Annotated in this window: 6 protein-coding genes; 2 read left to right on the top strand and 4 right to left on the bottom strand. The window is 42.9% G+C overall.

Annotated elements, in window-relative coordinates; translation table 11 throughout:
- Nucleotides 1–10 precede the first annotated feature (10 nt).
- Both ACO06Y_RS18415 and ACO06Y_RS18410 read left to right on the top strand, forming a co-directional pair.
- The gene (locus ACO06Y_RS18415; protein WP_422080497.1) at nt 11–856 is read left to right on the top strand and encodes a DUF2911 domain-containing protein; all 846 of its coding nucleotides are present in this window, start codon (nt 11–13) and stop codon (nt 854–856) included.
- Between the two features lie 94 nt (nt 857–950).
- Nucleotides 951–4,154 (top strand): glycoside hydrolase family 2 TIM barrel-domain containing protein, encoded by a 3,204-nt coding sequence (locus tag ACO06Y_RS18410; RefSeq protein ID WP_422080496.1) that lies wholly within the window; start codon nt 951–953, stop codon nt 4,152–4,154.
- 16 nt (nt 4,155–4,170) lie between these two features.
- Here the strand turns inward: ACO06Y_RS18410 and ACO06Y_RS18405 are convergent, their stop codons facing one another.
- From ACO06Y_RS18405 to ACO06Y_RS18390, 4 genes are all read right to left on the bottom strand, one after another.
- The gene (locus ACO06Y_RS18405) at nt 4,171–7,299 is read right to left on the bottom strand and encodes a DUF5107 domain-containing protein (RefSeq protein ID WP_422080495.1); all 3,129 of its coding nucleotides are present in this window, start codon (nt 7,297–7,299) and stop codon (nt 4,171–4,173) included.
- A gap of 162 nt (nt 7,300–7,461) precedes the next feature.
- Nucleotides 7,462–9,189, bottom strand: a complete 1,728-nt coding sequence (locus ACO06Y_RS18400; protein ID WP_422080494.1) for a T9SS type B sorting domain-containing protein — start codon at nt 9,187–9,189, stop codon at nt 7,462–7,464.
- A 141-nt stretch (nt 9,190–9,330) separates the two neighbouring features.
- The gene (locus tag ACO06Y_RS18395) at nt 9,331–12,651 is read right to left on the bottom strand and encodes a VCBS repeat-containing protein (RefSeq protein ID WP_422080493.1); all 3,321 of its coding nucleotides are present in this window, start codon (nt 12,649–12,651) and stop codon (nt 9,331–9,333) included.
- Nucleotides 12,652–12,821: 170 nt separating this feature from the next.
- Nucleotides 12,822–14,381 carry a SusD/RagB family nutrient-binding outer membrane lipoprotein gene (locus tag ACO06Y_RS18390; RefSeq protein WP_422080492.1) on the bottom strand — a complete coding sequence of 520 codons (1,560 nt, stop codon included), beginning with the start codon at nt 14,379–14,381 and terminating at the stop codon, nt 12,822–12,824.
- Between the last annotated feature and the right edge of the window lie 26 nt (nt 14,382–14,407).

The following is a 14,407-nucleotide window of genomic DNA, read 5'->3' as shown; positions in this document are numbered from 1 at the left end:
CTTTATTCAGATGAAAAAATTAATAGTTATCTTTTTTATTGCGGCCCTTTCCTTCCCTTTGGAGGCCCAAGTAAATACACCGGCACCAAGTCCTTTTTCCCGATTGGAACAAAAAGTTGGACTGACCGATGTTGCCGTTGAATATTCCCGACCCTCTATGAGGGGACGAACCATTTTTGGCGATTTGGTACCTTATGACAAATTGTGGCGTACCGGTGCCAATGCGTACACCTTAGTCTCTTTTGGTGATGATGTAAAAATTGCCGGTAATGCGGTAAAAGCAGGAACCTATTCCATTTTTACAAAACCAGGCAAGGAATCCTGGGAAGTGTTTTTTTACACGGATACACAAGGTGGCGGTACTCCAAGAAATTGGGATGACAGCAAAGTAGTGGCCAAGGTAACCGTTCCAGTGATTCCGTTGCCTATGGCTGTAGAAACGTTTACCATCACTTTGGATGATTTAAAGACAAATTCGGCCAATTTAGGCCTGCTTTGGGAAAAGACCTATGTTGGCGTACCGATTGAGGTACCTACGGATGCCGCTGTGACCAAAAGTATTGAACGCGCATTGAATGGTCCATCTGCAGGAGACTATTATGCCTCTGCCGTATACTATCTTATGGAAGACAAGGATATTAACCAGGCCAAGGAGTGGATGGACAAAGCCATGTCCATGACCGAAGAGCCTGCATTCTGGCAATTACGTCAACAATCATTGATCTTGGCGAAGGCCGGAGATAAGAAAGGCGCCATTGCAACAGCAAAGAAATCCTTGGAAAAGGCAGAGGAAGCGAACAATGCCGATTATGTAAAAATGAACAAAGCCTCCCTTAAGGAGTGGGGAGCCCTTTAAGAAAAAATTTAAAGGAACTTTAAGCCCGCAATAAATGCGGGCTTTTTTGTGCATTGTACTATCTTTAGGATAATAACGATAAAACATTGCGGTTATGGATAAAGTACTTTTTTGTCTTGCGGTTTCCGTTCTTTTATTATCTTGTGATACTACTAATAAACGACCGGTTTATACAGCGGAAAAATGGGAAAATCCCGAATGGGAAGATCCTGAGATTTTTCAGATTAATCGGGAGGAACCTACGGCCTCTTTCTACAGATACGAGAGCGTGGCGGGGGCATTGAAGAACCAAAGTTGGGAGAATTCTCCCTTGTATCGGTCGTTAAACGGAACATGGGATTTTTATTGGGCAAAAAATCCACAGGCCCGTCCTCAAAACTTTTATGAAAAAGGATTTGATATTTCAGGTTGGGATACCATAACGGTTCCCTCCAATTGGGAAATACAAGGGCACGGGATTCCCGTTTATACCAACGTAACCTATATGTTCCCTCCCAATCCACCTTACATTCCCCATGAAACAAACCCTGTGGGTAGCTATAAACGGCAATTTGAGGTTCCCAAAGACTGGGAAGGCAAGGATATCTATCTTCATTTCGAGGGTGTTAGCGGTGCCATGTATGTATGGGTGAATGGGCAAAAAGCTGGGTATAATGAAGGGAGCAAAACCCCGGCGGCCTTCAATATTACCGATTATGTGATTCCCGGTGAAAATTCCGTTGCCATACAGGTGCTTCGCTGGTCCGATGCCAGTTATCTGGAAGATCAGGATTTCTGGCGCTTGAGTGGTATGAACAGAGATGTGTATCTGTACGCTACCAATAAGACCACCATTAAGGACTTTAGGGTAATAGCGGATTTGGAAAATGAATATACCGATGGATTATTTCAGCTTTCCGTGGAAATCGCAAATCCTGGAAATCAAGAATTGGAGATACAACTTTTGGATGGGGATACCCAAGTATTCGGCAGTTCCAAAAAAGTAACCTCCGAAGAAGAGGTATCATCGATCACCTTTGAGCAGAAGCTTCCCGATATACAAACTTGGAACGCCGAAAAGCCCTATTTGTATACGTTGTTATTGAAGCTAAAGGATTCCAATGGAACCTTAATGGAAGCGGTTAGTTTCAAGACCGGTTTTCGAAAGATAGAGATTAAGGATACTCAATTTCTGGTCAACGGAAAACCCGTGCTGATAAAGGGAGCCAACCTTCATGATCACAATGATAAGACCGGACATGTGGTAACCGAGGACTTAACGTTAAAAGACCTCACTTTGATGAAACAAAATAATCTCAATGCCATTCGGTGTAGCCACTATCCCAAGAATCCCCACTTCTATCGCATGTGCGATGAATATGGGTTTTATGTCATTGATGAGGCCAATATTGAAATCCATGGTATGGGGGCCACCAATCAGGGACTGGATGATAATGAGGAGGCCCAGGCCGTACACCCGGCCTATTTACCTCAGTGGAAGGCCATGCATTTGGATCGTACAAAACGCATGTTCGAAAGGGACAAGAACTTTACTTCCATCGTTACATGGTCATTGGGGAATGAGGCCGGGAATGGCCAAAACTTTTTTGCTACCTACAACTGGTTAAAATCAAGGGATACCACGCGTCCCGTACAGTATGAAGGGGCTACCGCCTATGAAAACACGGATATTCAAGCACCGATGTATATGCGAATTCCGGATGTGGTTGCTTACGCGGAAGATAACCCCAAACGGCCATTGATCCAATGCGAGTATGCCCATGCCATGGGCAATAGCCTTGGGAATCTTCAGGATTATTGGGATGTAATCGAAAAATACGATGTTTTGCAAGGTGGTTTCATCTGGGACTGGGTGGATCAGGGGTTGTTGGCCGAAACTGAAAAAGGTGAAGCCTACTGGGCCTATGGTGGTGATCTTGGTGGACATGACCTTCAAAATGATGCAAATTTTTGTTTGAACGGGGTAGTAAATCCGGACAGATCTGCCCAACCCTTATTACATGAACTAAAAAAGGTATATCAGTACATAAAATTTAGGGAAGAAGATGCAAAATCTGGAAAAATAAGGATTATCAACGGTTATGATTTTACCAATCTAAGAGAATACCGACTTAGTTGGGAGTTGTTGCAAGAAGGTAGAAAAGTGGCTTCCGGAGACCTTCCGGAAATTGGGTTGAACCCTTCTGAATCAATGGTAATGGACATTGACCAACCTAAGCTGGAGAAGAATAGAGCCGAGTATCTATTGAATGTATATGCCAGGACGAATATAAAAACCGCCCTGGTTCCCAAAGACCATTTGGTAGCCTATGAGCAATTTTCCATTTCGGATTATACCCCGAAAGTTTTTGAGACCAAGGATTCTGGAAGCGGATTTTCCATTACCTCAAATGAAAATACTCTTATCATTTCGGGGAAGGGTTTTGAAATGAAGTTCGATAGTGGTAAAGGGGAATTAACGTCCTTGGATTATGGTAATGGGAATCTATTGCTACAGGGAATGCGCGCCAATTTCTGGAGATCAACTACCGATAATGATTTTGGGTATAATATGCCCAAAAAACTAGGGGTCTGGAAAGGTGCCTCGGAAAATCAGGATTTTGTAGGGCTTGATGTAACTTCCGATAAGAACAATGCATCTATTGATGTGGTAAAGCTTGCAGAAAATCCATTTGAGATCAATGATGATAAACTTAAAATAACGACTACCTATCGATTACCCTCTGTTGGCGGGAAAGTCAAACTTATTTATGATATCAATGATAAGGGCGAAATAAGGGTTACGAATCAACTTCTGGATATCAAGAATAGTCTACCTGTACTGCCCCGATATGGAAACAATTTTATTATCAATGAAAAATACGATCAAGTGACCTGGTATGGGCGTGGCCCTCATGAGAATTATGAAGATAGGAAAACTTCGGCTTTGGTCGGTCGGTATGAGGCCCAGGTAGCCGATTTGTATTTCCCTTATATCCGCCCTCAGGAAAACGGGAACCGCACCGATATTCGTTGGATCCAATTTGTTGATGGCCAGGGGAAGGGTATAGAGGTTTATGCCCCTGAATTATTTAGCTTTAGTGCACACCACCAATACAATACCGATTTTGATGCAGGGGAAACCAAACAACAGCGGCATACCTTTGATATCGTAAAGCGGGATTTGATTAACATTAATATAGATCACCGCCAAATGGGGGTAGGGGGTGATAATAGCTGGGGCCTGATGGCCTTGGAAAAATATCAAATTCCGGCGACCAATTTGTCGTATAGCTATGTTATCAAACCGATTCGATAAAATAACATTGTTCCATTTATGGTGCCGCCTGCTGCGCAGACCATTGTGCCAACTCCCAGACATCCATAGGAATATCGTTCCCATTTTGGGTGGTATTCGGATTTTGTTCGAGCTTTAGAGCCAATTGGCCTGTAGTATGGTTTTCACCAATGAGTCCCTTCAAATACTCCCTGACCCCAGCATAGCTGCCATCATTAAGTTTTTTAGCCGCTAGCAGGCCATATAAATGATTGATCGTATTTTTCTGATCTGAACTTTTGGTATAGGATACGATATTTTCCAAAAGGGATTTGCTTTCTTGGGATTTGCCCATTTTTTCTAGGGTCAGGGCCAAAAGAAAATCCTGTTCCCGCTCATCGGGGCCGTACGGTCTACCTACGCCTATATTTTCAGGCCACTCCTTGGATTTTTCCAAAACTTCCTTGACCTTGGTTAATCGATTTTTTTTGTACTGTTCCATGGCGACGGCCATATGTGCCCTTTCATAAATATCCCTACTTTCCCGTGCATGTTCATAGGGCAAGATTTGAATTTTGTCCAAAACTTTAAGCACCTCTCCATGACGATTGGTGTTTACCAGTGCCTTGGCGTAGGACAGACCAATACTATAGTTGCTCGGAAATTTGCGATATGCTTTTCTGGATAGGGCATAGGCGTCCTCATATTTCTTGTGCCTCAAATAGAATTGAATATGTTCCTCCCATACCCTCCAATTTGAAGAGTTGAGATCCAGTGCCTTTTTTAAATCATCCAATCGCCGGGCATATGGATTTTTATCCATGATCTCCGCTCGGAAACGATAGAAAATATCGCTATCAGGCTGTTCCTTTAGGGAATTCAACAATTCCTTTCCCTTTTGTTCAAGACCTACGGCCAAATAGTTCTGGGCCAAATAATAATTCAATTTCCAGTGGTTGTTCTGTACAACTGCCCATTTTAGGATAGGCAGGGTTTCACTTCGGTATGGAAATACAAAATCTATGGGCTCTTGCGTTAATTCATTTAATAAAGTGTTACTTTTTGAATTGTCGGTATTTCGTAACAAATAAGCGATCCAGAGCATGTTTTTGGTGGTTTCACCTTTCCCCAGGACGGCAAGGGCCTCATCCTCCAGACCATAGCTGTAGTATTGTAGGGCCAATTCCAATAAAGTCTCTTCCGGAAATTCATTATGGATTTCCAAATTGACCTTACCAACGGAATCCATAAACATCTTTTCCGTTAATACAAATTGGTTTAAGGGATCAATCTCCAAGATGGTTTCGATATGGCTATTGAATTCCTTGGTTTTCTTCTCTTCTCTTGAGACCAGGGTAAGAATGTAATGGGCGTGCAGATTATACCGATTAAAATCCAGAGCCTTTTGAGCGTACCTTTTTGCCCGGTCATAATTCTCGGATGCCAAATAGATTTCCGCCATTTTGTAGAAGGCAGCGTTACGGTACTTCATATCACGAGCAGCCCAACCCAAGGATTCCAAGGCATTTATAGTATCATCCATGGCTTGATAGGCTAGGCCGGCAAAATAATTGGCACCCGGATTATAGGTGTCCAATCGTAATACGGTATTGGCATGATCAAGTGCCTTTTCGAAATTGGTTCTTCGAAACTCCAGTTCCGCCAATTTTACCAACCCATCTTGATGATAAGGGTCAAGCTCCAAAAGTTCGGATAAAAGATCACGTGCTTTGGTATAATCCCTATACTTCATGGCCTCCCAACCATCCGTATAAAGTTGCTCGGTTTCTGAAAGTTTGGCATCTGCATCGGAATCAAAAGGTCTTTTAATTCGATTCCTTTCCGCATCGTTGATAAACTGTAACTCGCTTCCTTGGATGGTGACCTCGATTTTGTCGGAAGGTTTTGCCGTTGCCTTTTGGGAAAAAATTTCCATAGGTTCCAAGTTCAACCTTTCCGAATACACTTCCTCGTTGTTGACCATAATTTGAATCGTTTTATTCAAATCCTGTAGCGCGTTGACTCCAACATAGAGTTCGTTGCCCTCCAGTTTTACATTCAGGACCCCATCTTCAGAAGCATCTACCATTCCTCCGATTTCCTTAAAGGGGAACCATATCTCGCGCCAGCGATCCATGACATAGGGATCAAAATTTGCTTGGGTAATGGGATTTCCCGCTTTGGCAGGAGAAAATTGATTGAACAATCGACCTGCCTGAAATTCCATATATTGCCCATCGGTATCCGTCAACAGATCCTCCCAAATACCTCCGTTTCGGGATAAGGCCCATAACCAAAGTTTTTGACCCGGCATCTCTTCATACGGGCCCCAATGTCCAAAACCGAATTCTTTATCATGATAATATCCCCCGAAGAAATCTTCGTATTCCCCGACCACATGTTTCGATTTTGAACCACCATACCGATTGTTTTTATAAAAGGCCGTATTTCTCCCTTCTTTATCAAAAGGCCATGGGCGGGCGGTCCCGTTATGCTCCAGATATTGGTTGCCAGGATAAATAAATTCGAGGTCATCGGCCACGACGGCAGCGGCGGTCATCCAGTTGTAATATGATTGGTTCGCTGCAGTTCCGTTGTACCAGTAAGCTTTGGTCTCCACATAGGCCTTGTCCGCTTCCAATCGGATTTCGACCCCCCAATTGGTCCGTGACGTCAAGTCCATGGCCCCAACGATACAGCTTACACTGCCATCTTCATTTTCCCGGGTCACATAGTCTACCGGGGTTGCGGTATCCGGGCTATGCCCTATCAACCCAAAATTAAACTCGATACCCCCCGATGTCCAAGGCCCCCGCATGGCAATGTTCCGAAACTTCATCACTTCGTTTTTGTACAGGAACTCTTCCCCTGTACCCTTTTCGACCGCTCCCCATATCTTACCCCCGACTTCGGGAAGTACAAAGACCTGAATATAGTCGTTTTCCAAAGTGACTACCCTCCATGGTCTTTTTTCGGACACCTGATCATAACCATAAAACTTGAAATAGGGAAAAATCTTGGGATTATCGGCCAAGATAGGTACGGGGTCTGGGTCTTGGAACCCATAAGTATCCAACATCAGGGTTTCTTCCTTTATGCTTACGGATTGCGCATAGTTCATAAAGGGCATCATGATGATACCTAAAAGAAGGGGTACAAAATGTTTGGGTCGCTTTAGTTTTTTCATTTGTACATGTTACTTTTATAAGTTAATATTCTATTTTTTCTTGCAACATAAGGACGTTGTTTTTTCACTAGATGTAAATTGCATTTATACTTTACAGGCCAATACTTGTATTATCATTTATTGCATAAAAACTATTCCATTTAGGAATCGATTTCCCAATGCTCATCTTTTTAATGCGAAATGTCCTTTTAGCTCTTCATTGTTTTCAGATTTGGCTATGAACCAATAATCTGAAGCGGGTAAGGGTTTTCCCTTAAAGTTTCCGTCCCATCCCCTTGTTTCTGGATCCAAGCGCAACAACAAGTTTCCATACCTGTCAAATATGTGAATAACCTCTGGATAACCATCGTTTCCTTCACCTGTCGACTGAAATTGCCAGAAATCATTTCTGCCGTCGCCATTCGGAGTAAAAAACTTCGGGAATCCATCGAATAACAGATCTGGTTCAATATTTTGCTCTAAAATGCCACATCCATTTTTATCCCTTATGTAGATAGTAACTTTTGTTAAAGGTACCTCAAATACATTGCTGTCCTGATAAGGGCCATCAGAGGTGTTGAGTGAAAATTCATAATCCCCACTTCCTTCCACCCGAAGTTCTATACGAATACCATTTGCCCTTCTCCTGATATCAATATCGCTAATTTTCCCAATTTCGGAAGAAATTACTTGGAAAAACTTGGAACTTGCACATTCAAATGGGCCTTGAGGGGAGGACACGGTATTGTAGGCTTCATAACGATAATCGCCCTCTTCCGTTAAGGTTATTTCGGCTGCTTGTGCCAATAACTCTTCAGTACCATCTGAATTTATTCTGTACCAGCGGAAACCATCGGCGGTATCCTCCGAACGCACAACTCGGGAATTGCTTTCGGAACAAATTACTATTTGATCGGGGAAATTCACATCCGGTTTCAGGCTAGTCTCTTCTCCCGTGCCGGGGTCTACAAATGGTCCACATCCCTTAACAGTTGTAAAGGATGTCGCCGTACAACCAACAGCATTACCATCCGTATTGAATGGAACTATCGATACGGAATACTCCGTATTTATGGATAGCGCCCTAGTTTCCAAGGTATTTACATTTACCTGTTCCTGAATTACAACATCTCCTGAAATGATGTCCGTAATAGTTATTTCATATCCAATTGCCCCAGGTGAGGTAGACCATTCCAAAACAGGGTTCGTGCTTACATCAATACTTCCATCAACCGGACTAACTATTTGCGAACACTCTACCAGAACGGGTAGGCGGCGCGTCCTGAAGGTTTCGATCGGGCAATTTGATGCGTTTCCATTCTCGTTATAGGGTGTTATCCGAGAATATATAGTGCTCTCCGGAGGTAGTTCATCCGGTAAATCATAAAAAACATTGCGTCCAACATCAAAGTTGTTCAAAATATTAGTAGCGTTGGGATCGGTACCTAATGATAGAAAGTAGCCGCTAGCCTTGGCGGCATAAAACCAGATTATGTTTGCATCGCGATCAATATCCTCAGCACCGTTAAATGGATTTCGGAGCCTTGTACAAGGGGGAGGTACCAGAACATCTTCGGTGAAAAAACTTCCGATTTGGCAAACTTGATCAGCACCATTATCAAAAACCAAGGTAATAGTGATATATATTTGTGTCATTTCGGGGAGGCCAACAGGCGGTGTATACGCATTGGACGTTCCAACTCGTCTGCCATCCAAGATTTCCCCTCCACCCGGAGAGGTTCCGATGGATATGATATATTCCAAAATCCCAGGGACGGATTGCCAAGAGATTCGGGTGTCAACGGGAACATCGGTATTTCCGTCCGAAGGTACCACAAAAGATGTGCATATTTGGGCATAGGATAAAACCTGAAAATTAAAAATTAAAAAAATGAGCAATTTTTTCAACATTGGTAGAAATCTCTTGATATTTTAAATATACCCTTAAGCTGATGGCCTATATCGGATTGACGACCCATACAAAGTATCGGAAGTTCTACCCGATTATTTACCTCGGCAACGTTGCAATAAAGATGACGACTTTTTACATTTTTATGGATTAATTTTATAAGTGAGAACGGTATCGTTATTCCTTGCCAATATGATGAGTTGTCTATTCTTGGAAAGTTCAACCATCTCAATGTCACGGACTTCGCCGTTAACATTAAGTCCACTTTGTAAATTGTTTACAGGGTTGAAGTTTCCTTTCCCATCTCCCAAAAGAAGTACACCCCTATTGGCATCGTATCTTCCGTATTTAACCCGTGTTCCGAAGAAATTACCGCCCATGAGCAAATCCAAATTTTCGTCTTCATTGAAGTCGTGCACTAATATCCCATAAATCGGGGCAAACTGGGCGGGATAGGGTAGGGGTACTAACCTAAAACGTCCGTTGCCCAAATTCTCCATATAACTGGTGGCAAAGTTTTTGGACTGCAGGATTTGGGCGTCCGCCAATTCTTCCAGCGTAAAAATATCGGTGATTTTCTGGTCGGCATAATCCGAATAGTTGACGTATCTGCTTTTTAGCCCGTTCAGTTGCCCCACCAAATCGTCCTTGGAGAAAACAGGATAGCTTTCGCCCATTACATAGGAACATAGTATGGGATCCAAGGAACCATTGCTGTCAAAATCCTTAAAATAGAGCTCCACAGGTTCTTGGACGGAGGCTTTTAATTGGGAATTTAAACCAAAATTGCCCAGAACGTAGTCCATATCGCCATCAGCATCAAAATCTGCCTGTTCAATGGTATTCCACCAGCCTTCGGAATCGTTTAGGCCTGAAGAGTCGGTAATTTCCTCCAATTTGCCATTCGAATTTTCAAAAAGACGGATTCCCATAAATTCACCGATGACTATAAGGTCTATTTTGCCGTCTCCGTTGAAATCCGTCCAAAGCGCATCGGTCACCATTCCAGGGTCGACCAGGGCAGCGCCTATCTCTTGGGTAACATCGCTAAAATTTCCCTTGCCATCATTCTGCAAAATATAGCTTCGTGGCGAAATAGGATATTTTCCGGGAATAAGTCTGCCGCCCACAAATAGATCACGGTCTCCATCGGCATCGTAATCCCCCGACACTACTACAGAACCACTTGTGTACATTTCCGGCAAGGAATTTTTGCTCTTTTTGAAAGTACCGGTCCCGGAATTAAAATAGATACGGTCCTGTAGTTCAGGGGCGTCCATATCAAAGTCATTTCCGCCACTGACCACGTATAAATCCATATCCCCATCGTTGTCCGCATCAAAGAACAATGCACCAAGATCTTCAGAGTTTTTGTTCTCTTCAAAAACTTGAGAATTAGATTCTCGGAAACTTCCCGTTTTGGTTTGCAGGTAGAGCTGGCCAAGGCTTCCTTTGGCCCCACCTATGAAAATATCCTCCAGTCCATCATTGTTGACATCCGCTTTGGACAGTTTTGGCCCCTGGGTAGATAGTTTGTGGGGTAACAACTGCTCACGTTTGAAATCGACAAAATTGTTCTCCCTATGCTCAAAGGGGACCAAACTATCTTTGGAAATATCGGTAAAATAGGTAGGACTTAAAACTTTTCGTTCAAGACTCAACTTCCTTGCATTTTTTTGCTCAATGACCAACGTTTGATTTGAAGCAATATCCCGGAGCGTCTGCGTTTTGGATCCTGGCCAGTTAATGGTTATTTTATCCACGGTATCGACTGTCCCCAACCCAAAAACGAGCGCGGGGTCCACGGAAGATTGATAACCTCTTGTGGGCATCATTTCCTGGGTCAAAACGTTATCCCCGATTTGCAAATTGATTTTCGTACCAATACCGTAGGTGTTGGAAACATCTCCCTTCAACCGAATTTTCAGATATGTATTCTTTGTGAGCACTTCACTGTTATTTCGATATATGAAAGCTTCGTTCTCTATATTGTTGACAACTAAATCGATATCTCCATCATTGTCCAGATCGGCATAGGCAGCTCCGTTTGATAAGGATTTTTGATCTAAACCCCATTCTGAATTTACTTTGGTAAACGTCAGATCCCCATTGTTGCGATAGGTATAGTTTTCCTCGACCGTAGCGGGAATTTTTTCCAAAATTTCAGTGATAGCCTTTTTTTCTCCTGTTTTTCTTTGGTTTAATTTTTCCTGTACGGCATAGTTAATAAAATCCATATTGGTATAATCGCGCTTATAACCGTTGGTAATGAAAAGATCTTTGTTCCCGTCCAGATTTAAATCGGCGAAGAGGGAAGCCCAACTCCAATCGGTATTTGAAACGCCGGAGAGCTGGCCAATTTCAGAAAATGATTGTCCTTGATTGTTCAATTGCAACATATTGCGCATAGTCTGATTGTAGAAACCTGAGTTAACCAACCTTTGATATTTATCATAGTTATCGGGTCCGGTAACCATTTTTTGGCGAAAGTTGCCCTCTGGTAACATATCCAAGGCCATGATATCCGTGTAGCCATCGTTATTGATATCGGCCACGTCCGACCCCATAGAATACATAGGGGTATGGCCCATGAACTTTTCCAAACTCTCCGTAAAAGTTCCGTCCCGGTTATTGATATACAAATAATCCTGTTCGTTATAATCATTGGATATATAGATGTCCATCCATCCATCATTGTCCATATCGGATATGGCGATACCAAGCCCAAAACCCAAAACATTGGAAACTAGTCCCGCCTCCCGGCTTACATCCTTGAAAGTTCCATTTTCGTTTTTGTAGAGCTTATCGGCATAAGCTTCGTTTTTTCGTTCTTTTAAAGAAGCGGTAATCTGTCCAAAGCCTGCATATTTTTGTGTTGAATGATTTAGAACGTAAAGATCCAGGTCACCGTCGTTGTCGTAATCAAAAAAAGAGGCTTGGGTCGTGTAACCCGAATCGTCGATTCCATACTCCGAGGCCTTTTCGGTAAAAGTTATTTGTCCAGTGGCTTTTGACGGACCATTATTGATAAAGAGCAGGTTTTTTCTTTTGGCAGCCGTTTTACTAGCAGAACGACATACGTAAATATCCAATAAACCATCTCCATTTACATCGGCCATGGTGGTACCTGTATTCCATAGTCCTTCGGCGAATACTCCTGCCTCTTTTGCGATGTCCTTGAACTTTAGATTACCTTGATTGATATATAAATGACTGCCGACCATATTACCCGTGAAGTAAATGTCCGGTAGGTCATCATTATTAAGGTCTCCAATGGCGACACCACCGCCATTGTATAAATAGCCATATTCAAAAACATTGAAATCTTCCGTCTCCTGTAGTATATTTTTGAAATGGATACCCGTTTCCTTGGGGGATAACAACGTAAACAGTTTACCGGAGTCCTTTTTTCCACAGGAAAGACAAAAAACCGATAAAACCGAAATAACGAGGGTTTTGTGCATAACTGGCATTGGTACGTATAAAATTCTTAATTGAAATGGAATGGTACTTTTAATTTGCTAATACAAAATAGCGAAATACGGATGACCAGATTTATGTGGATTTCATAAAAGAAAAAACCGACAGTTTAATGCCGGTTTTTTCAAAAATTTCATGAGATATGAAAAAAAAACTATTTCTTGTCCCACCACAACCTGGTACCGGCAGTATTTTCCCCACCAAGGAACTCATCGATTGCCCTCTGGGTCTCCGCTCCATTTCGGTCGAATGTTTCTGGTGGGTAAACTCCCCTTCTTAGTATTTCATCTGGACCTACATTTGGGTTATCCGAAAATAAACGAGCATACTGTCTGGGATACCCCGTTCTTCTTAATTCGGCCCAAGATTCATACCCGTTCGGATAATTGGATATCCATTTTTGGGTAATAATTTGTTCCAATTGTCTTTCTGGGTCTCCATCGATCCAGGCCACCGGAATATCACTGGAGGGTTCTGCACCAGCCTCGTAAGGGATCGGGGTATTTGTACTGGTAATATAGGTCTCGATAGCTGCTGCATCGGCATTGATCAATTCGGTCATCGATTTTCGAATGCCTTCTTCATACAACTCTTGGGCGGTACCTCCCATGTTCCAGCCCAAGGTTGCCCCTTCGGCCCTTAAAAAATAAACCTCTGCAGTATTTAACGTGGTATAGGGAGGGTTTTCACCGCCTAGGGCCACATCGATCCACTTGGTAGCCATATCGGAAAATAAAGCATTTACACCTGCTTCCAATGCTACCACGGATTGACCATTCAGTAAACCTTCATAAGGGCTTCCGTCACCATCAGAATCCCCATCAACGGCAGGTGCGTACATAACGGGTAGCCTAGGGTCATCATAACCTTCCAAAATGCTCTCCGCCAAGGCACTCATACGAAATTCGCCCCAATCCGTAATAGTTTCGAATTGGTTTCTACGTTCATCATCGGTAGCTACATAGGCTCCTTCGCTGTTTTCCAAGAATACACCATCGGTCACCGCCTTTTCAGCTTCGGCCTGGGCTTTGGCTGGATCGGCATACCGAATACGCATGGCTACACGTAATCTTAAACTATTGGCAAATTTTTCCCAGCCTTCGGCACTACCGCCATACAAACGATCACTCCCAGGGAAGGCAACACTTCCGGCATTGGCCCTGAGTACAGCAACGGCCTCATCCAGTTTCACAAAGAAATCGGAATAGATAAATTCTTGGGAATCATAAGGAACCGATAATTCCAGATTGCCAAACTGAGAATAGGGCATGGGTCCAAAATAATCGGTCATCCGTTGAAAGGAATGCACCCACCAAATTTTGGCCATGGCGTTCCCTACTACATTTCCATTGGCCTCCGTAAAATCCATAACCTGTCTGGTCTGTTTTAGCTCGTTTTGGTAATGCGCTCTCCATTGCGCATTGATCCAGTTGAGGTTCATGGAATAGCGATCCGACTCGAACCGGGATTGTGTGGTGGCAAAATATTGCGTCCATAAATCACCGGATAAATTCTGTCCTATCTGAAAATTGGAATGAAAAGCTTGATACTGGGCCTTTGAAAAAAGCTGCCCCTGTAACAGCGGATCTTCCTCCAATCTACCGAAGTCCAAGCCCAACGGGTCGGTATTCGTTTCTTCAAAATTATCCGTGCAACTGCCCAGAATTAGGACAGCTACGAAGAATACACTTAATTTAAAAATTACATTTTTCATATTTTTTTCTTTTAAAAGTACAATTT

Source organism: Ulvibacterium sp., from assembly GCF_965228935.1.
In the GTDB taxonomy this organism is placed as follows: Bacteria; Bacteroidota; Bacteroidia; order Flavobacteriales; family Flavobacteriaceae; genus Ulvibacterium.
This window is presented reverse-complemented; position numbering and strand designations above follow the sequence as displayed.